31 protein-coding genes are annotated in these 18,639 nt (G+C 61.8%); 30 read left to right on the top strand and 1 reads right to left on the bottom strand.

Features of this window, described 5'->3' with window-relative positions:
- The 28 genes from AC1D1B_RS26425 to rplQ form a co-directional block, all read left to right on the top strand.
- The coding region (locus tag AC1D1B_RS26425) for an EF-Tu C-terminal domain-related protein (RefSeq protein ID WP_477335787.1) at positions 1-259 on the top strand (259 nt) is incomplete at its 5' end.
- A gap of 67 nt (positions 260-326) precedes the next feature.
- Positions 327-635 carry a 30S ribosomal protein S10 gene (gene rpsJ / locus AC1D1B_RS26420; RefSeq protein WP_010909272.1) on the top strand — a complete coding sequence of 103 codons (309 nt, stop codon included), beginning with the start codon at positions 327-329 and terminating at the stop codon, positions 633-635.
- A gap of 61 nt (positions 636-696) precedes the next feature.
- Positions 697-1,425, top strand: a complete 729-nt coding sequence (gene rplC, locus AC1D1B_RS26415) for a 50S ribosomal protein L3 (protein ID WP_477335785.1) — start codon at positions 697-699, stop codon at positions 1,423-1,425.
- On the top strand, positions 1,425-2,045 hold the full coding sequence (gene rplD / locus AC1D1B_RS26410) for a 50S ribosomal protein L4 (RefSeq protein ID WP_477335783.1): 621 nt from the start codon (positions 1,425-1,427) through the stop codon (positions 2,043-2,045). Before rplC ends, rplD begins: the two co-directional genes overlap by 1 nt.
- On the top strand, positions 2,042-2,335 hold the full coding sequence (locus tag AC1D1B_RS26405; protein WP_181061941.1) for a 50S ribosomal protein L23: 294 nt from the start codon (positions 2,042-2,044) through the stop codon (positions 2,333-2,335). The genes rplD and AC1D1B_RS26405 overlap by 4 nt, the downstream gene beginning before the upstream one ends.
- Positions 2,336-2,357: 22 nt before the next feature.
- Positions 2,358-3,191, top strand: a complete 834-nt coding sequence (gene rplB, locus AC1D1B_RS26400) for a 50S ribosomal protein L2 (protein ID WP_023706515.1) — start codon at positions 2,358-2,360, stop codon at positions 3,189-3,191.
- Positions 3,192-3,207: 16 nt separating this feature from the next.
- Positions 3,208-3,486, top strand: coding sequence for a 30S ribosomal protein S19 (rpsS, locus tag AC1D1B_RS26395; protein WP_006205463.1), 279 nt, complete (start codon positions 3,208-3,210; stop codon positions 3,484-3,486).
- A gap of 2 nt (positions 3,487-3,488) precedes the next feature.
- Positions 3,489-3,878, top strand: coding sequence for a 50S ribosomal protein L22 (gene rplV / locus AC1D1B_RS26390; RefSeq protein ID WP_006205462.1), 390 nt, complete (start codon positions 3,489-3,491; stop codon positions 3,876-3,878).
- Entirely contained in the window at positions 3,878-4,606 is a 729-nt protein-coding gene (gene rpsC, locus AC1D1B_RS26385) for a 30S ribosomal protein S3 (RefSeq protein WP_477335781.1), read from the top strand. The genes rplV and rpsC overlap by 1 nt, the downstream gene beginning before the upstream one ends.
- Before the next feature lie 26 nt (positions 4,607-4,632).
- Entirely contained in the window at positions 4,633-5,046 is a 414-nt protein-coding gene (rplP, locus tag AC1D1B_RS26380) for a 50S ribosomal protein L16 (protein ID WP_006205460.1), read from the top strand.
- A 13-nt stretch (positions 5,047-5,059) separates the two neighbouring features.
- Positions 5,060-5,260 carry a 50S ribosomal protein L29 gene (rpmC, locus tag AC1D1B_RS26375; protein WP_006205459.1) on the top strand — a complete coding sequence of 67 codons (201 nt, stop codon included), beginning with the start codon at positions 5,060-5,062 and terminating at the stop codon, positions 5,258-5,260.
- Positions 5,261-5,271: 11 nt separating this feature from the next.
- Positions 5,272-5,511, top strand: a complete 240-nt coding sequence (rpsQ, locus tag AC1D1B_RS26370; RefSeq protein ID WP_010909280.1) for a 30S ribosomal protein S17 — start codon at positions 5,272-5,274, stop codon at positions 5,509-5,511.
- Between the two features lie 84 nt (positions 5,512-5,595).
- Positions 5,596-5,964, top strand: a complete 369-nt coding sequence (gene rplN / locus AC1D1B_RS26365; RefSeq protein WP_006205457.1) for a 50S ribosomal protein L14 — start codon at positions 5,596-5,598, stop codon at positions 5,962-5,964.
- 12 nt (positions 5,965-5,976) lie between these two features.
- Complete coding sequence (rplX, locus tag AC1D1B_RS26360) at positions 5,977-6,291, top strand: 50S ribosomal protein L24 (protein WP_013531428.1); 315 nt, start codon at positions 5,977-5,979, stop codon at positions 6,289-6,291.
- Entirely contained in the window at positions 6,284-6,862 is a 579-nt protein-coding gene (gene rplE, locus AC1D1B_RS26355; RefSeq protein ID WP_181061940.1) for a 50S ribosomal protein L5, read from the top strand. The genes rplX and rplE overlap by 8 nt, the downstream gene beginning before the upstream one ends.
- Positions 6,863-6,889: 27 nt before the next feature.
- On the top strand, positions 6,890-7,195 hold the full coding sequence (gene rpsN / locus AC1D1B_RS26350; RefSeq protein ID WP_013895695.1) for a 30S ribosomal protein S14: 306 nt from the start codon (positions 6,890-6,892) through the stop codon (positions 7,193-7,195).
- 12 nt (positions 7,196-7,207) lie between these two features.
- Positions 7,208-7,606, top strand: coding sequence for a 30S ribosomal protein S8 (rpsH, locus tag AC1D1B_RS26345; RefSeq protein ID WP_006205453.1), 399 nt, complete (start codon positions 7,208-7,210; stop codon positions 7,604-7,606).
- A 41-nt stretch (positions 7,607-7,647) separates the two neighbouring features.
- Positions 7,648-8,181: a 50S ribosomal protein L6 gene (gene rplF, locus AC1D1B_RS26340; RefSeq protein WP_023682603.1), complete on the top strand. Its 534-nt coding sequence runs from the start codon at positions 7,648-7,650 to the stop codon at positions 8,179-8,181.
- A gap of 87 nt (positions 8,182-8,268) precedes the next feature.
- Positions 8,269-8,628 carry a 50S ribosomal protein L18 gene (gene rplR / locus AC1D1B_RS26335; RefSeq protein ID WP_181061939.1) on the top strand — a complete coding sequence of 120 codons (360 nt, stop codon included), beginning with the start codon at positions 8,269-8,271 and terminating at the stop codon, positions 8,626-8,628.
- A 132-nt stretch (positions 8,629-8,760) separates the two neighbouring features.
- Positions 8,761-9,324: a 30S ribosomal protein S5 gene (rpsE, locus tag AC1D1B_RS26330; protein ID WP_006333394.1), complete on the top strand. Its 564-nt coding sequence runs from the start codon at positions 8,761-8,763 to the stop codon at positions 9,322-9,324.
- A gap of 24 nt (positions 9,325-9,348) precedes the next feature.
- Positions 9,349-9,546, top strand: a complete 198-nt coding sequence (gene rpmD / locus AC1D1B_RS26325) for a 50S ribosomal protein L30 (protein WP_006205449.1) — start codon at positions 9,349-9,351, stop codon at positions 9,544-9,546.
- Positions 9,547-9,568: 22 nt separating this feature from the next.
- On the top strand, positions 9,569-10,042 hold the full coding sequence (gene rplO / locus AC1D1B_RS26320) for a 50S ribosomal protein L15 (protein ID WP_142865528.1): 474 nt from the start codon (positions 9,569-9,571) through the stop codon (positions 10,040-10,042).
- A gap of 191 nt (positions 10,043-10,233) precedes the next feature.
- Positions 10,234-11,574: a preprotein translocase subunit SecY gene (secY, locus tag AC1D1B_RS26315; RefSeq protein ID WP_477335779.1), complete on the top strand. Its 1,341-nt coding sequence runs from the start codon at positions 10,234-10,236 to the stop codon at positions 11,572-11,574.
- Positions 11,571-12,179, top strand: a complete 609-nt coding sequence (locus AC1D1B_RS26310) for an adenylate kinase (protein WP_477335777.1) — start codon at positions 11,571-11,573, stop codon at positions 12,177-12,179. Before secY ends, AC1D1B_RS26310 begins: the two co-directional genes overlap by 4 nt.
- Positions 12,180-12,387: 208 nt before the next feature.
- Positions 12,388-12,756, top strand: a complete 369-nt coding sequence (rpsM, locus tag AC1D1B_RS26305) for a 30S ribosomal protein S13 (protein ID WP_006205445.1) — start codon at positions 12,388-12,390, stop codon at positions 12,754-12,756.
- A gap of 126 nt (positions 12,757-12,882) precedes the next feature.
- Positions 12,883-13,272: a 30S ribosomal protein S11 gene (gene rpsK, locus AC1D1B_RS26300; protein ID WP_006205444.1), complete on the top strand. Its 390-nt coding sequence runs from the start codon at positions 12,883-12,885 to the stop codon at positions 13,270-13,272.
- Positions 13,273-13,375: 103 nt separating this feature from the next.
- Entirely contained in the window at positions 13,376-14,386 is a 1,011-nt protein-coding gene (locus tag AC1D1B_RS26295) for a DNA-directed RNA polymerase subunit alpha (RefSeq protein ID WP_032933403.1), read from the top strand.
- 104 nt (positions 14,387-14,490) lie between these two features.
- The gene (rplQ, locus tag AC1D1B_RS26290) at positions 14,491-14,922 is read left to right on the top strand and encodes a 50S ribosomal protein L17 (protein WP_112395074.1); all 432 of its coding nucleotides are present in this window, start codon (positions 14,491-14,493) and stop codon (positions 14,920-14,922) included.
- A gap of 65 nt (positions 14,923-14,987) precedes the next feature.
- Here the strand turns inward: rplQ and AC1D1B_RS26285 are convergent, their stop codons facing one another.
- The gene (locus AC1D1B_RS26285; protein WP_477335775.1) at positions 14,988-15,614 is read right to left on the bottom strand and encodes a hypothetical protein; all 627 of its coding nucleotides are present in this window, start codon (positions 15,612-15,614) and stop codon (positions 14,988-14,990) included.
- A gap of 140 nt (positions 15,615-15,754) precedes the next feature.
- On the opposite strand from AC1D1B_RS26285, the gene AC1D1B_RS26280 reads away from it, so the two are divergent.
- Positions 15,755-17,248, top strand: a complete 1,494-nt coding sequence (locus AC1D1B_RS26280) for a DegQ family serine endoprotease (protein WP_477335773.1) — start codon at positions 15,755-15,757, stop codon at positions 17,246-17,248.
- A gap of 47 nt (positions 17,249-17,295) precedes the next feature.
- The gene (locus AC1D1B_RS26275) at positions 17,296-18,606 is read left to right on the top strand and encodes a replication-associated recombination protein A (RefSeq protein WP_477335771.1); all 1,311 of its coding nucleotides are present in this window, start codon (positions 17,296-17,298) and stop codon (positions 18,604-18,606) included.
- Positions 18,607-18,639: the final 33 nt, after the last annotated feature.

Here is an 18,639-nt window from a genome sequence, read left to right as displayed (position 1 = left end):
CTACATCCTGACCAAGGACGAAGGTGGCCGTCACACGCCGTTCTTCACCAACTACCGTCCGCAGTTCTACTTCCGCACGACCGACGTGACCGGCATCGTGTCGCTGCCGGAAGGCACCGAGATGGTGATGCCCGGCGACAACATCACGGTCGATGTCGAGCTGATCGTGCCGATCGCCATGGAAGAGAAGCTGCGCTTCGCCATCCGTGAAGGCGGCCGCACCGTCGGTGCCGGCATCGTCGTCACCATTAAAGAATAATTAGACTTAAACCGATCTGTCGCGGGCGCGGAGTTGCCCGCGCCGCGCCAGAACAAGGAAGTGACGCATGAACGGACAGAATATCCGCATCCGCCTGAAGGCGTTTGATCACCGGGTGCTCGACGCCTCGACGAAAGAAATCGTGTCGACGGCCAAGCGCACCGGAGCAAACGTCCGCGGCCCCATTCCGCTGCCGACGCGGATCGAAAAGTTCACGGTCAACCGGTCGCCTCACGTCGACAAGAAGAGCCGCGAGCAGTTCGAGATGCGCACGCACAAGCGTCTGCTCGACATCGTCGATCCGACCCCGCAGACCGTCGATGCTTTGATGAAGCTCGATCTGGCCGCCGGTGTCGACGTCGAGATCAAGCTCTAAGGGAATGAGAGCGCGGTAAGGGGCGGTGCCCCTGGCCCGGAACTCTAAAGGAATTGAACCGATGCGTTCAGGTGTGATTGCAAAGAAGGTGGGAATGACCCGCATCTATAATGATGCCGGGGAACATGTTCCCGTCACCGTTCTCCAGATGGAGAACTGCCAGGTCGTGGCTCAGCGCACGCAGGAGAAGAACGGCTATACGGCCGTCCAGCTCGGCGTTGGCCTTGCCAAGGTGAAGAACACGTCGAAGGCGATGCGCGGCCATTTCGCGACCGCTTCCGTCGAGCCGAAGGCGAAAGTCGCCGAGTTCCGCGTCTCCGCCGACAACATGATCGATGTCGGTGCCGAGATCACCGTTGAGCACTTCGTCGTCGGCCAGAAAGTCGATGTGACGGGCACGACGATCGGCAAAGGCTTCCAGGGTGTCATCAAGCGCCACCATATGGGTGGTGGCCGTGCGACCCACGGCAACTCGGTCTCGCACCGTTCGCACGGTTCGACCGGCCAGCGTCAGGACCCGGGCAAGGTGTTCAAGGGCAAGCATATGGCTGGCCACATGGGCGACACCCGCGTCACTACACAGAATGTCGAGATCGTTTCGACCGACGCCGATCGCGGCCTGATCCTGATCCGCGGTGCGGTTCCCGGATCGAAGGGCGCCTGGATCCTGGTCCGCGATGCGGCCAAGGTGGCACTGCCGGCTAATGCGCCGAAGCCTGCCGCGATCCGCGCCGTTGCTGCCGAGAGTGGCGCGAAGAACGAGGCTCCGGCCGCAGAGGGAGCAGAATAATGGATCTCAAGATCACAACGCTTGGCGGCAAGGACGCCGGCAAGGTGAAACTCTCCGAGGAGATTTTCGGCCTTGATCCGCGCGAGGACATCCTGCAGCGCGTCGTGCGCTGGCAGCTGGCCAAGAAGCAGCAGGGCACGCACAAGACCAAGGGTCGCGCGGAAATCGCGCGCACCGGCGCCAAGATGTACAAGCAGAAGGGTACGGGCCGCGCCCGTCACCATTCGGCACGCGCTCCGCAGTTCCGCGGCGGCGGCAAGGCCCACGGCCCGGTCGTTCGCAGCCACGAGCACGATCTGCCGAAGAAGGTGCGCGCCCTGGGCTTGAGGCATGCTCTCTCGGCCAAGGCCAAGAGCGCGTCGATCATCATCATCGACGAGCTGAAGCTGACCGAGGCCAAGACGAAGGCGCTGATCGCGAATTTCGCGACGCTGGGCCTGACCAACGCTTTGGTGATCGGCGGTGCCGAGCTTGACCAGAACTTCAAGCTGGCGGCGACCAACATCCCGAACATCGACGTGCTGCCCATCCAGGGCATCAACGTCTACGACATTCTTCGCCGCGGCACGCTGGTCCTTTCGAAGGCCGCCGTCGAGGCTCTCGAGGAGCGCTTTAAATGACCGACCTTCGTCATTATGACGTGATCGTCTCGCCGGCGATCACCGAAAAGTCGACCATGGCTTCCGAGAACAACCAGGTCGTCTTCAACGTCGCCAAGAAGGCGTCGAAGCCGGAAATCAAGGCCGCTGTCGAAGCGCTGTTTGGCGTCAAGGTTACGGCCGTGAACACGCTTGTCCGCAAGGGCAAGATCAAGCGCTTCCGCGGCACGATCGGCCGCCAGAGCGACGTCAAGAAGGCGGTAGTGACGCTGGCCGAAGGCCAGTCGATCGACGTCGCGACGGGTCTCTGAGCTAGGCCGCGAGGACAGGACAATGGCACTTAAAAAATTCAACCCGGTAACGCCGAGCACCCGCCAGCTGGTCATCGTCGACCGCTCGGGCCTCTACAAGGGCAAGCCCGTCAAGGGTCTGACCGAAGGCCTGACCAAGTCGGGCGGCCGCAACAATCACGGCCGCATCACGGCCCGCTTCATCGGCGGCGGTCACAAGCGTTCGTACCGCATCATAGACTTCAAGCGCCGCAAGTTCGACGTCGTCGGCACGGTCGAGCGCATTGAATACGATCCGAACCGCACCGCCTTCATCGCGCTGATCAAGTATGACGATGGCGAGCTGTCCTACATCATCGCTCCGCAGCGCCTTGCCGCCGGTGACAAGATCGTGGCCGGTGAATCGGTCGACGTGAAGCCGGGCAATGCGATGCCGCTGGCCTCGATGCCGGTCGGCACGATCGTCCACAACATCGAGCTGAAGCCGGGCAAGGGCGCCCAGGTTGCCCGTTCGGCCGGCGGCTACGGCCAGCTGGTCGGTCGCGACCAGGGCATGGCGATCCTGCGCCTCAACTCGGGCGAGCAGCGTGTCGTTCACGGCTCGTGCATGGCCACTGTCGGCGCCGTGTCGAACCCTGACCACGGCAACATCAACGACGGCAAGGCCGGCCGCACGGTCTGGCGCGGCAAGCGCCCGCACAATCGCGGCGTGACCATGAATCCGGTCGACCACCCGCATGGCGGTGGTGAAGGCCGCACCTCCGGTGGCCGTCATCCGGTCAGCCCGTGGGGCAAGCCGACCAAGGGCAAGAAGACGCGGTCCAACAAGGCGACCGACAAGTTCATCCTGCGCTCGCGCCATCAGCGCAAGAGCTAAGAAGAGGTAACGCCAAGTGACTCGTTCTATTTGGAAAGGCCCCTTCATCGACGGCTACCTTCTCAAGAAGGTGGACAAGGTTCGTGAAGGTGGTCGCAATGAGGTGATCAAGATGTGGAGCCGTCGCTCCACCATCCTGCCGCAGTTCGTCGGCTTCACCTTCGGTGTCTACAACGGCCAGAAGCATGTTCCCGTCTCGGTGAACGAGGACATGGTCGGTCACAAGTTCGGTGAATTCGCTCCGACCCGGACCTATTACGGTCACGGCGCGGATAAGAAGGCGAAGAGGAAATAATCATGGGCAAGGCCAAAGCTCCGCGCAGGCTTGCTGACAACGAAGCGCGCGCCGTTCTGCGCACGATCCGTATCAGCCCGCAGAAGCTGAACCTGGTTGCCGCGCTGATCCGCGGCAAGAAGGTCGCGACAGCGCTTTCCGACCTCGAATTCTCGGCCAAGCGGATTTCCGGCACGGTCAAGAAGACGCTGGAATCGGCGATCGCCAACGCGGAAAACAACCACGACCTCGATGTCGATGCGCTGATCGTGGCGGAAGCCTATGTCGGCAAGTCGATCGTCATGAAGCGTTTCCACGCTCGTGGCCGCGGTCGCGCCAGCCGTATCGAAAAGCCGTTCTCGCACCTCACGATCGTCGTTCGTGAAGTCGAAGAAAAAGGGGAGGCCGCATAATGGGCCAGAAAGTCAATCCGATCGGTCTGCGCCTCGGCATCAACCGCACCTGGGATTCGCGCTGGTTCGCGAACACCGGCGAGTACGGCAAGCTGCTGCATGAGGACATCAAGATCCGCAAGTATCTTGAGAAGGAACTCAAGCAGGCTGCGATCTCGAAGGTCGTGATCGAGCGTCCGCACAAGAAGTGCCGCGTCACCATCCATGCCGCGCGCCCGGGTCTGATCATCGGCAAGAAGGGCGCCGACATCGAGAAGCTTCGCAAGAAGCTGATGGAGATGACGAAGTCCGAGACGCACTTGAACATCGTTGAAGTGCGCAAGCCGGAAATCGACGCGACCCTGGTCGCCCAGTCGATCGCCCAGCAGCTCGAGCGTCGTATTGCCTTCCGCCGCGCCATGAAGCGCGCCGTTCAGTCGGCGATGCGCCTGGGTGCCGAAGGCATCCGCATCAACTGCGCCGGCCGTCTCGGCGGCGCCGAGATTGCGCGCATGGAATGGTACCGCGAAGGCCGCGTGCCGCTGCATACGCTGCGCGCCGATGTCGATTACGGCACGGCCGAAGCGCATACGGCTTACGGCATCTGCGGCGTCAAGGTCTGGGTGTTCAAGGGCGAAATCCTCGAGCACGATCCGATGGCTTCGGAGCGTCGTGCGACCGAGGGTGATGCTGCGCATGGCGGCGGTGGTGGTGATCGCGAACGCGGTCGTCGTCGCGAAAACGCCTGATTATTTAGGAATTTGGAGTTAGAACGATGCTGCAGCCAAAGCGCACAAAGTTCCGCAAGCAGTTCAAGGGCCGTATCCATGGTACCGCAAAGGGCGGCACCAACCTGGATTTCGGTGGTTTCGGGCTGAAGGCGCTTGAGCCGAACCGCGTCACCGCGCGTGAGATCGAGGCGGCCCGCCGCGCGATCACTCGCGAGATGAAGCGTGCCGGCCGCGTGTGGATCCGTATTTTCCCTGACGTGCCGGTGACGTCGAAGCCGACTGAAGTGCGCATGGGTAAGGGCAAGGGCGCGGTCGACTACTGGGCGGCGCGCGTCAAGCCGGGCCGCATCATGTTCGAGATCGACGGCGTCAACGAAGAAACCGCCCGTGAGGCGCTGCGTCTCGGCGCGGCCAAGCTCTCGGTCAGGACGCGCTTCGTACAGCGCATCGCAGAATAAGGACGGGCTGATCATGAAAGCCGAAGACATCCGGACCAAGACCCAGGACCAGCTGACCGACGATTTGGCCAGCCTGAAGAAGGAGCAGTTCAACCTGCGCTTCCAGAAGGCCACCGGCCAGCTCGAGAAGACCGCGCGCGTGAGGCAGGTCCGCAAGGACATTGCGCGTATCAAGACCATCGCTGCGGAAAAGTCCGCGGCCAAGAAGGCTTAAGGACGAAAACCATGCCAAAGCGCATTCTGCAGGGCACTGTCGTCAGCGACAAGAACGAGAAGACGGTAGTCGTCAAGGTCGAACGGCGCTTCACGCATCCCGTGATGAAGAAGACCGTGCGCATGACCAAGAAGTACAAGGCGCACGACGAGAACAACGCCCACAAGGTCGGCGATCAGGTGTTCATCCAGGAATCGAAGCCGATTTCCAAGGACAAGCGCTGGATCGTCGTGTCTTCGGACCAAGCCTGACCACTGGGCGTAAACAACGAATTTTGGACAGACCGGGGAGGGGCTTTGAGCCCGTCCCGTTAGAAGAGAAGAAGGCGGCCAGTCATGATTCAGATGCAAACAAACCTCGACGTCGCGGATAATTCCGGCGCCCGTCGTGTCATGTGCATCAAGGTGCTGGGCGGCTCGAAGCGGAAATACGCTTCCGTGGGCGACATCATCGTGGTGTCGATCAAGGAAGCCATTCCGCGCGGCCGCGTTAAGAAGGGCGATGTGATGAAGGCGGTCGTGGTTCGCACGGCCAAGGACATCCGCCGCCCGGACGGCAGCGTGATCCGTTTCGACAAGAACGCGGCCGTTCTCGTCGACAACAAGAAAGAGCCGATCGGCACGCGTATCTTCGGACCGGTTCCGCGCGAACTCCGCGCCAAGAACCACATGAAGATCATCTCGCTCGCGCCTGAAGTGCTGTAAGGAGCCGGACCAATGCAAAAGATTAGAAAAGGCGACAAGGTCGTCGTGCTGGCCGGCAAGGACAAGGGCCGTTCGGGCGAAGTCCTCTCGGTTCAGCCGAAGGAAGACACCGCGCTGGTGCGCGGCGTCAACATGATCCGTCGTCACCAGAAGCAGTCCCAGTCCCAAGAGGGCGGGATCATCACCAAGGAAGCGCCGATCCAGCTGTCGAACATCGCGCTGGCCGACCCCAAGGATGGTAAGCCGACCCGCGTCGGCTTCATCTTCCAGAAGGACGGCAAGAAGGTGCGCGTCGCCAAGCGCTCGGGAGAAGTCATCAATGGCTAAGGCTCAAACCAAGCAGGCGACTGCCAAGAACACGCCGCGTCTCAAGCAGGTCTACAACGAGACCATCCGCAAGGCGCTGCAGGAGCAGTTCGGCTACGACAACGAGATGCAGGTTCCGCGCATCGACAAGATCGTGCTGAACATGGGCGTCGGCGAAGCGACCGCGGATTCGAAGAAGCCTTCGATCGCGGCCGAAGACCTGGCGATGATCGCCGGCCAGAAGGCCGTCGTCACCCGCGCCCGCAACTCGATCGCTGGCTTCAAGGTCCGCGAGAAGATGCCGATCGGCGCCAAGGTCACGCTGCGCAAAGAACGTATGTACGAGTTCCTCGACCGCCTCGTGAACATCGCACTGCCGCGCGTCCGCGACTTTCGCGGACTGAATCCGAAGAGCTTCGATGGCCGTGGCAACTACGCCATGGGTATCAAGGAACACATCGTGTTCCCGGAGATCAACTACGACAAGGTTGATCAGATCTGGGGCATGGACGTCATCGTTTGTACGACTGCGAAGACGGACGACGAAGCCAGGGCATTGCTCAAGGCCTTCAACTTCCCCTTCCGCCAGTAACGGCAGCGAGAAAAGGAAAAATCTGAAATGGCAAAGACCAGCTCAGTCGAGAAGAACAACAGGCGCCGCAAGCTTGCCGACCAGTACGGTCCCAAGCGCGCTGCCCTGAAAGCGATCATCATGGACCAGTCCAAGCCGATGGAAGAGCGTTTCCGCGCTCAGCTGAAGCTTGCTGCCATGCCGCGCAACTCGGCCAAAATCCGCATCCGCAACCGCTGCGAAGTTACCGGCCGTCCGCGCGCCTATTATCGCAAGCTCAAAGTATCGCGCATCGCGCTTCGTGATCTCGGCAATAACGGCCAGATCCCGGGCCTGGTCAAGTCGAGCTGGTAAGGAGGACATAACATGTCATTGAGCGATCCTCTCGGCGATATGCTGACCCGCATCCGCAACGCGTATGGCCGCAAGAAGTCGAGCGTTTCAACGCCGGCCTCGCGCCTGCGTACCCGCGTCCTCGACGTGCTGAAGGCTGAAGGCTATATCCGCGACTACAGCCAGACCGACTTCGACAACGGCAAGTCCGAGATCGAAATCGAGCTGAAGTATTTCGACGGTGCACCGGTCGTGCGCGAAATCGCCCGCGTCTCGAAGCCTGGCCGCCGCGTTTACGTCTCGGCCAAGTCGATTCCGCACGTCGCCAACGGGCTCGGCATCGCCATCCTTTCGACGCCGAAGGGCGTGATGGCCGATCACGAAGCACGCGAACAGAATGTCGGCGGCGAAATCCTCTGCCAGATTTTCTAATTCGGCAGACCTGAAACAAGAGAAGTGACGAGGACAAAAAAATGTCTCGTATTGGTAAGAAACCCGTTTCGCTGCCGCAGGGCGTGACCGCGACCGTCAACGGCCAGACCGTGACGGCGAAGGGCCCCAAGGGCGAGCTGAAGTTCGTGGTGAACGACGAAGTGCTGGTCAAGATGGAAGGCAGCGAAATCGCTGTCCAGCCGCGCGACCAGACCAAGACCGCCCGCTCCAAGTGGGGCATGTCGCGCACGCAGATCGTCAACATCCTGCAGGGCGTCAAGGACGGTTTCGAGAAGAAGCTCGAGATCACCGGCGTCGGCTATCGCGCCGCACTTCAGGGCAAGAACCTGCAGCTGGCACTTGGCTTCAGCCATGACGTCGTCTACGAGACGCCGGCTGGCATCACCATCACGGTGCCGAAGCCGACGGAAATCACCGTGACCGGCATCGACAAGCAGCAGGTCGGCCAGGTTGCAGCCGAGATCCGCGAGTATCGCGGTCCCGAGCCCTACAAGGGCAAGGGTGTCCGCTATGCCGGCGAGAAGATCGTCCGCAAGGAAGGCAAGAAGAAGTAAGTTTAACGCCGCGGGGAGCGGTCGCGGGAGGCGCTTTCGCCTACCGCATATGGCGGCCCCCGTTTTTTGAAGGCAAGGAAGACCACCATGGGTACCAAGGAAGCCACGCAGCGCCGTTCGCAGCGCGTTCGCCGCCAGATCAAGAAGGTCGCCGGCGAGCGTCCGCGTCTCTCGGTCCACCGCACGTCGAAGAACATCTACGTGCAGGTCATCGACGACGCCAAGGGCCACACCATCGCCGCCGCCTCGACGCTCGAGAAGGACCTCAAGGGTTCGCTCAAGACCGGCGCCGACACTGCGGCTGCTGCCGCGATCGGCAAGCTGATCGCCGAGCGCGCCTCGAAGGCCGGCGTCAAGGAAGTCGTCTTCGATCGCGGCCCGTACATCTATCACGGCCGCGTCAAGGCGCTGGCCGAGGCTGCCCGCGAAGGTGGTCTGAGCTTCTAATTGCTTGATCCCGAAAAGTTGCAGACTTTTCGGACAAGATCATGCAAAGGAAAATAATTCGCCCCCGGTGACCCACAGAGGCACCGGATCTTATCAGCAACCGTGCTTCCGGAAAAAAACAAGGAACAGGATATGGCACAGGAACGTAGGGATGGCGGCCGCGGCCGCGATCGTGAAGAGCGCGATGACGGCATGGTGGACAAGCTCGTCCACATCAACCGCGTCGCCAAGGTCGTCAAGGGCGGCCGTCGCTTCGGTTTTGCAGCACTCGTCGTCGTCGGCGACCAGAAGGGCCGCGTTGGCTTCGGTCACGGCAAGGCGCGCGAAGTGCCGGAAGCCATCCGCAAGGCAACTGAATCGGCCAAGCGCGACATGATCTTCGTGCCGCTGCGCTCGGGCCGCACGCTGCACCACGACGTCGAAGGACGCTGGGGCGCTGGACGCGTGCTGCTGCGCGCCGCCAAGCAGGGTACCGGCATCATCGCCGGCGGCCCGATGCGCGCTGTCTTCGAGACGCTCGGCATGCATGACGTGGTCGCCAAGTCGATGGGTTCGTCGAACCCCTACAACATGGTCCGCGCTACGTTCGACGCGCTGAAGAGCCAGATGCATCCCAAGGATGTGGCTGCTGCGCGCGGCATCAAGTATTCGACCCTTCAGGCCCGCCGCGGCACCGCCGTTGCGGCTGAAGAATAGTCGATCTGACCAGGGATTTTGACCATGGCCAAGAAAGCAACCAAGACCATCACCGTTGAGCAGATCGGTTCGCCGATCCGCCGCCCGAAGGAACAGCGCGCAACGCTGGTCGGCCTCGGCCTCAACAAGATGCATAAGCAGCGCACGCTGGAGGACACTCCCTCGGTGCGCGGCATGATCGCTGCCGTCCAGCATCTCGTCCGCGTCGTGGACGAGGGCTGAGCAAAAGCGCAGGAGAACCCAGATGAAACTCAACGATCTGCGTGACAAGGACGGCGCGACGCACTCCAAGAAGCGTCTCGGCCGTGGCATCGGCTCCGGCTCGGGCAAGACCGGCGGTCGCGGTGTCAAGGGCCAGAAGGCGCGCTCCGGCGTCGCCATCAACGGCTTCGAGGGTGGCCAGATGCCGCTCTACCGGCGTCTGCCGAAGCGTGGCTTCAACAACATCTTCGCCAAGAGCTTTGTCGTCGTGTCGCTGGCCCGTATCCAGACAGCGCTCGATGCCAAGAAGCTCGACGCCAAGGCGACCGTGACGGCTGAGGCACTCGTTGCCGCCGGCGTCATCCGCCGCGTCAAGGACGGCGTGCGCATCCTGTCGGACGGCGAGCTCAAGGCAAAGCTTGCCTTTGACGTCGCCGGCGCCTCCAAGGCTGCGATCGAGAAGATCGAAAAGGCCGGTGGTTCGGTCAAGCTGCCGGAAGCGGCAGCTGCCGAGTAACGGCAATTTGAAGGGCGATCGACAAGAACGGTATCCGTTTTTGTTCACGATTGCGCTTTGATCCAATCAATTGAGCGGCCGCGTCAACGCGGCCGCTTGCATGTTGAGAGCCCGGAGCTTATCTCGTGAGCTTCGGTGAAACGCGCCGCCTGAGCTGCGGGCATCGAGCGTGACCAAGCGGAGAATCAGGCATGGCTTCGGCTGCTGAACAACTAGCCTCGAATCTGAATTTTGCGGCCTTCGCCAAGGCGGAGGACCTGAAGAAGCGAATCTGGTTCACCATCGGCGCGCTGCTCGTCTATCGTCTCGGCACCTATATTCCGCTGCCTGGCATCAACCCGGATGCCTTCGCCCAGGCCTTCTCTTCGCAGGCCAAGGGCGTGCTCGGCATGTTCAACATGTTTGCCGGCGGCGCCGTGCAGCGGATGGCGATCTTTGCGCTCGGCATCATGCCCTACATCTCGGCCTCCATCATCATGCAGCTGATGACTTCGGTCATTCCGTCGCTGGAAGCGCTGAAGAAGGAAGGCGAGCAGGGCCGCAAGGTCATCAACCAGTACACGCGCTATGGCACGGTTCTGCTGGCGCTGGTGCAGGCCTACGGCATTTCGGTGGGCCTCGAAGGCGGCAACGGCATCGTCAACGATCCCGGCATGTTCTTCCGCATCTCGACCGTCGTCACGCTGGTTGGCGGCACCATGTTCCTGATGTGGCTGGGCGAGCAGATCACCGCGCGCGGCATCGGCAACGGCATTTCGCTGATCATCTTCTCCGGCATCGTCGCCGGCCTGCCACGCGCCATCTCCGGCACGCTAGAACTCGGCCGCACCGGCGCCTTGTCGACCGGGCTGATCCTGGCGATCATCGTGCTGGCCATCGTCGTCATCGCGCTGATTGTGTTCTTCGAGCGCGCCCAGCGCCGCCTGTTGATCCAGTATCCGAAGCGCCAGGTCGGCAACCGCATGTTCCAGGGCGACACCTCGCATCTGCCGCTGAAGCTCAACACGTCGGGCGTCATTCCGCCGATCTTCGCCTCGTCGCTGCTGTTGCTGCCGGCAACGGTCGCCGGCTTCTCGCAGTCGACGAATATGCCGGCATGGGCAAGCACGGTGCTCGCCTCGCTCGGCCACGGCCAGCCGCTCTACATGCTGTTCTATGCGGCGATGATCGTGTTCTTCGCCTTCTTCTATACGGCCATCGTGTTCAATCCGAAGGACACCGCCGACCAGCTCAAGAAGCATTCCGGCTTCATTCCCGGCTACCGTCCGGGTGAGCGCACCGCCGATTACATCGACTATGTCCTGACGCGCATCACCGTCGTCGGCGCCATTTATCTGGTGCTGGTGTGTCTGCTGCCCGAGTTCCTGATTTCGGCAACTGGCGTACCATTCTACCTCGGTGGCACATCGCTTCTGATCGTGGTCAGTGTAACCCTCGATACGGTGGCGCAGATTCAGGGTCACCTGATCGCGCACCAGTATGAGGGCCTGATCAAGAAGTCGAAGTTGCGCGGGGGGAAGAAGGCCAGATGAGATTGATATTGCTTGGGCCGCCAGGAGCGGGCAAGGGGACGCAAGCACAAAGACTGGTAGACAGACACGGCATACCTCAGCTGTCGACGGGCGACATGCTGCGGGCCGCCGTGCAGGCCGGCACCGAAGTCGGCAAACGCGCCAAGGCGGTGATGGATGCCGGCGAGTTGGTTTCCGACGCCATCGTCAATGCGATCGTGGCCGAGCGTATCGACCAACCCGATTGCGCAAACGGCTTCATCCTCGACGGCTATCCGCGCACGCTGGTGCAAGCCGATGCGGTTGAATCGATGCTTGCCGAGCGCGGCATTGGCCTCGATGCCGTGATCGAGTTCGTCGTCGACGACAAGGCGCTGGTCGGCCGCATCGTCAAGCGCGCCGAAGATGCCAAGGCCGCCGGCCAGCCGGTGCGCAAGGACGACAACCCGGTGGTGTTCGAAGAGCGCCTGCGGGAATATTACAAGAAGACCGCCCCGCTGATCGGCTATTACTACGCCAAACGCACGCTGAAGAGCGTCGACGGCATGGCCGGCATCGACACGGTGACAGCGGAGATCGAAGCGCTGCTCACGGCAGTGACGCGGGAGACCGTTACGGCAAAGTAGAGATTGCGCTTGACTGGAACGGTTCGCTGGGTTATGGCGGCCCGTCTTCCTATCAGGCATGAGGCTTGCTTGTCCGCAAGGGCAAGGCAGCTGCATTGAAACTAGGAAACTTCCGCATGGGCCGGCCTCCACCGGACGCGGGGTAATTTGAACAGCGCCGGGCATGCCTTTTTGAAGGTTGGCCGGCCCACATGGAGAAGAGAAGAATATGGCTCGTATAGCCGGCGTCAACATTCCGACCAACAAGCGCGTCGTCATTGCGCTTCAGTACATTCACGGCATTGGCAAGAAGTTCGCCCAGGAGATCGTCGACAAGGTCGGCATCCCGGCCGAGCGCCGCGTCAACCAGCTGACGGACGCGGAAGTGCTGCAGATCCGCGAGACCATCGACCGCGACTACCAGGTCGAAGGCGACCTGCGCCGCGAAGTGTCGATGAACATCAAGCGTCTCATGGACCTTGGCTGCTACCGCGGCCTGCGTCACCGCCGTTCGCTGCCGGTTCGCGGCCAGCGCACGCACACCAATGCACGCACCCGCAAGGGTCCGGCCAAGTCGATCGCCGGCAAGAAGAAGTAAGTGAGCGAATAGCGAGTAGCCATTAGCGAGTAGGGGTCCCTATTCGCTATTCCCTACTCACTACTCGCTTTCAAAGGTGGAGCCGCTGGCATTACGGCGGTGTAGAGATCAACTGAAAGGACTATCATGGCCAAGGAAGCCGCTCGTGTTCGCCGTCGCGAACGCAAGAACATCTCGTCGGGCGTTGCCCACGTCAATTCGACCTTCAACAACACGATGATCACCATCACCGACGCGCAGGGCAATTCCATTGCCTGGTCGTCGGCCGGTGCCCAGGGCTTCAAGGGTTCGCGCAAGTCGACCCCGTTCGCTGCCCAGATGGCTGCCGAAGACGTCGCCAAGAAGGCCCAGGAACACGGCATGCGCATGCTCGAAGTCGAGGTCTGCGGACCCGGCTCCGGTCGTGAATCGGCGCTTCGCGCCCTGCAGGCGGCCGGCTTCACCATCACCTCGATCCGTGATGTGACGCCGATCCCGCACAATGGCTGCCGCCCGCGCAAGAAGCGCCGCGTCTAAGACATTACCGAACGCCGCGCGAGCGCCTCAAGGGCGCTCCTCCACGGCACTCCAGGTCGCCCGCCACGATTGGATGGTGGCGGGTCAACGGAAGGAAAGCATCATGATCCAGAAAAATTGGCAGGAACTGATCAAGCCGAACAAGATCGAGTTCTCGTCGAAGAAGAAGACGCTGACCACGCTGGTCGCCGAGCCGCTCGAGCGTGGCTTTGGCCTGACGCTCGGCAACGCGCTGCGCCGCGTGCTTTTGTCTTCGCTGCGCGGTGCGGCTGTGACCGCCGTGCAGATCGACGGCGTTCTGCATGAATTCTCGTCCATCGCAGGCGTGCGTGAGGACGTGACCGACATCGTCTTGAACATCAAGGAAATCGCTATCCGCATGGAAGGCGACGGCCCCAAGCGCATGGTCGTTCGCAAGCAGGGCCCGGGTGCTGTTCTGGCCGGCGACATCCAGACGGTTGGCGACGTCGAGATCCTCAACCCCGACCACGTCATCTGCACGCTGGACGAAGGCGCTGAAATCCGCATGGAATTCACCGTCGACACCGGCAAGGGCTACGTGCCGGCCGAGCGCAACCGCGCCGAAGACGCGCCGATCGGCCTGATCCCGGTCGACAGCCTGTATTCGCCGGTCAAGAAGGTCTCCTACAAGGTCGAAAACACCCGCGAGGGCCAGGTTCTCGACTATGACAAGCTGACCATGACCATCGAGACCGACGGTTCGATCTCGGGTGAAGACGCGGTGGCTTTCGCTGCCCGCATCCTGCAGGACCAGCTCGGCCTGTTCGTCAACTTCGACGAGCCGCAGAAGGAAGTCGCCACCGAAGCCGTCACCGAGCTCGCCTTCAACCCGGCGCTGCTCAAGAAGGTCGACGAACTCGAGCTTTCGGTGCGTTCGGCAAACTGCCTGAAGAACGACAACATCGTCTACATCGGCGATCTCATCCAGAAGACCGAAGCCGAGATGCTTCGCACCCCGAACTTCGGCCGCAAGTCGCTGAACGAGATCAAGGAAGTGCTCGCGGCGATGGGCCTGCACCTCGGCATGGAAGTGCCGGACTGGCCGCCGGAAAACATCGAAGACCTCGCCAAGCGTTACGAAGATCAATATTGAGCATGAATTCCAAGGATCGGCGGCGTGGGCCGCTCGATCCGACGGTCATGCGGAAAACCATCAGAGGCCGTGGCCTCTTGAACAACTGAAGAAGGAAAAGAGCCATGCGCCACGGTTTCAAAGGCCGTCGTTTCGCCCGAAGCATTAGCCATCGCAAGTCGATGTTTGCCAACCTCGCCGTGTCGCTGCTCGAGCACGAGCAGATCGTCACCACCCTGCCGAAGGCGAAGGACCTGCGTCCGATCGTCGAGAAGCTGGTGACGCTCGGCAAGCGCGGCGACCTGCATGCGCGCCGCCAGGTGATTGCCCAGATCGGCAATGAAGGCGTCGTCAAGCGTCTGTTCGACACGATTGCACCGCGTTACGCCACCCGCAACGGCGGCTATCTGCGCATCATGAAGGCGGGCTTCCGCCACGGCGACAATGCCGCCATGGCGGTGATCGAGTTCGTCGACCGCGACACCGACGCCAAGGGCGCCGGCGACCGTGCTCGCCTTGAGGCCGAAGGCGCCAATGAGGAAACCGCGGCCGCATAAGGCTCGGTATCCACGAATGACTTCAAGGGGCCTTCGGGCCCCTTTTTGTTGCCACTGTCTGCAGTTTATCGGACAACCTCCAGGTAGTCGCGACCGCTCAGCAGATTCCAATCGAAAGCGCCGGGGATCTCTTCGAACGCCGGCTGGGAATAGCAATAGATACTGTCGAGAGTGGCACGGGAATCTATATCGCTGACCAATTGCGATACGGTGGAACTGCCCAGGTATTTTTGGGCGTCCCCGTCTTCGATGAAGTCCGTATCGACTCGGAAATGAATCTGGATGGAACCCGCGCAGATGTTCAGCATGATATCGTCGCTCAAGGCCGCGTAGAACACTGCGGCATCTTCTGGAGCCCAAAGGCCGGCAGCCAGGAATTCCGAAGGCTTCGTATGTCCACTGAAGCCATCCAGTGTAAGCACAAGGCGGTCGGTGAGAATTTCAAAATCCCCTTCGAGATAGCCTGCTTCTTCGATCTGAAACCAGTTCATCCGATGAGGTGCTTCTTCACTAAAGGAAATTTCGAGCTTTCCGAAAGTCCAGTAGACCGGAATTGTCTCTGCATGTTCCGTGATCCAGCCGTCAGGCGGACCTAGCACATTGGCGATGTCGATCATTTTCTGAGAAGGAGAAACAGGCCCAAAAGTGCCGGTCCTCAAAAAGTCACGGAATGACAGGAGTTGTTTTGTCATGAGGTCCGATGAGGGTTTTCGGTTTCAAGTCGACCTATAGCTGCTTTGCTGCCCAAAATAATCGGATTTCAGCGGCTTAGCCTTTCATTTTGCACAATCGTCGGGACAATGCCCCCGAACTTGCCCTGGAGGATTCGCGAATGCGCGCCAACCGACTGTCTCTTGTTCTGCTCTTCGCCATGATGGCGTTCGCAGCCGCGCCGACAGTCAGACAGGCCCTGGCCGAGGACGCTGCCAAGCCAGCTGATCCCGGGCTCTCCGATGTGCTGACCGATCTGTTGCATGGCGTCGAGGGCGAGAACGGCACCTCCGGTCCCGACAAGCGCGTGCCATTCGGCCGCGAGGAGGTGCAGCTTTCGTTTGCGCCGCTGGTCAAGCAGACGGCGCCGGCAGTGGTCAATGTCTATGCCTCGCAGACGGCCAAGGTCACGTCGCCCTTCGACGGCGATCCTTTCTTCGAGGAATTCTTCGGCCGCGCGCAGCCACGCGCGCAGTCTTCGCTCGGCTCGGGCGTGCTGGTTGATCCGAGTGGCGTCATCGTGACCAATTTCCACGTCATCAAGGATGCTGACGAGGTCAAGGTGGCGACCGCCGACGGGCGCGAATTCACCTCGAAGGTCATGCTCAAGGACGAGACGCTTGACCTTGCCGTGCTCAAGATCACCTCTGACAAGCCGTTTCCGGTGATCGCCATCGGCGATTCCGACGCGCTCGAGGTCGGCGACCTGGTGCTGGCCATCGGCAATCCCTTCGGCGTCGGCCAGACCACCACCAGCGGCATCGTTTCGGCACTGGCGCGCAGCCATATCGGCGTTTCGGATTCGGGCTACTTCATCCAGACCGACGCCGCCATCAATCCCGGCAATTCCGGCGGCGCGCTGATCAACATGGGCGGCCAACTGGTCGGCATCAACACCGCCATATACAGCCGCAGCGGCGGCTCCATCGGCATCGGCTTTGCCATCCCCGCCAACATGGTGCGCGCCTTCGCCGACGCGGCCAAAGCCGGGCTCGATTTCTTCGAGCGGCCCTATATCGGCGCCGAGTTCGAGGCGGTCACACCGCAGATCGCCGAATCGCTCGGCATGGAGAAGCCGACCGGCGCGCTGGTGTCGTCGGTCGAGGAAGCCGGACCGGCAGCCAAGGCAGGGCTGAAGCCCGGCGATGTCGTGCTGCAGCTTAACGGCACGACCGTCGAAGGCATCGAGGCGCTGGACTACCGCATGGCGACGCTATCGATCGGCACCAAGGCGAGCTTCGCCGTCCTGAGCAAGGGCCAGCAGGCGACGATGGAGATTGCGCTGGAGCGCGCGCCGGAGGGCGCCAAGGCTTCGGAAGTGACGCTGCATGGCCGCAGCCCGTTCTCCGGCGCCAAGGTCGCGGAACTGTCGCCGCGCCTTGCGCAGCGACTAGGCCTGCGCACCGACCTCAAGGGCGTCACCGTCGTCGACATCAACCGCGATTCGCCGGCCGCCGATTTCGGCTTCCAGCCGGGCGACATCGTGCGTGAGGTGAACGGCACGACCGTCGATACGGCGGCGACACTGGCACAGCTTGCCCAGCAGGATACGCGCTGGTGGCGCTTTACCGTCGAGCGCGGCGGGCAGATACTGCGCCAAGTGTTGCGTTACTGAGGCGATCTTCCCGTTTCTGAAGACCGTGCTCCAACCAAAAGACTTGCATGGCCGATCTGTTCAGCGTCGATGAACCGGAAAGAGCGCGGCCAGGCCGGCCGCTCGCCGATCGGCTGCGCCCGAAAAACCTCGGCGAGGTTGTCGGCCAGGAGCATCTGACCGGGACGGATGGCGCGCTGACGCGGCTGATCAGTTCCGGCTCGCTCGGCTCGATGATTTTTTGGGGACCGCCGGGTACCGGAAAAACCACGGTGGCGCGGCTGCTGGCCGGCGAGACCAGTCTCGCCTTCGAGCAGATATCGGCGGTGTTTTCCGGCGTCGCCGATCTGAAGAAAGTGTTCGAAGCGGCGAAGCTGCGGCGCGCCAATGGCCGCCAGACGCTGTTGTTCGTCGACGAGATCCATCGCTTCAACCGCGCCCAGCAGGACTCTTTCCTCCCGGTCATGGAGGATGGCACGGTCGTGCTGGTCGGCGCTACGACCGAGAACCCGTCCTTCGAACTCAACGCGGCTTTGTTGTCCCGCGCGCGGGTGCTGGTGTTTCACTCGCTGGGCGAGGAGAGCATCGCCAAGCTGATGATGCGAGCGGAAGAGACAGAGGACAAGGCGCTGCCGCTCGATGACGAGGCGCGGGCGATGCTCATCCGTATGAGCGATGGCGACGGCCGGGCATCGCTGACGCTCGCCGAAGAAGTCTGGCGTGCCGCCAAGCCCGGCGAGGTGTTCGATCCCGAAGGGCTGCAGCGCATCGTCCAGCGCCGCGCGCCGATCTACGACAAGGGCCAGGACGGTCACTACAATCTGATCTCGGCGCTGCACAAATCGGTGCGCGGGTCCGATCCCGACGCGGCGCTCTACTATCTCGCCCGCATGTTCGACGCCGGTGAGGATCCGCTCTATCTCGGCCGCCGACTGGTGCGCATGGCGATGGAGGATATCGGGCTCGCCGACCCGCAGGCGCTGGTCGTGGCCAACGCCGCCAAGGACGCCTATGATTATCTGGGCTCGCCCGAGGGAGAACTCGCCTTCGCCGAGGCGACCGTCTATCTCGCCACCGCGCCCAAATCCAACGCCGTCTACACCGCCTTCAAGGCCGCCACGCGGGCGGCAAAGGAGTTCGGTTCGCTGCTGCCGCCCAAGCACATCCTCAACGCGCCGACCAAGCTGATGAAAGAGGAGGATTACGGCGCCGGCTATCGCTACGATCATGACCAGCCCGATGCCTTTTCCGGCCAGGACTATTTTCCGGAAAAGATGGGCCGGCAAACATTTTATGATCCGCCCGAACGCGGCTTCGAGCGCGATATCCGGAAACGGCTGGACTATTGGGCGAAGCTGCGCAGCGAGCGGGAAAAATAAGCTTGCGCGCCCCTGTGGTTTTGTCGGCCCAGG

It is taken from the genome of Mesorhizobium sp. P2_C5_2, from assembly GCF_056404535.1.
Note: the sequence above shows the minus strand (reverse complement) of the source record. Positions and strands in the feature narration are given on the sequence as shown.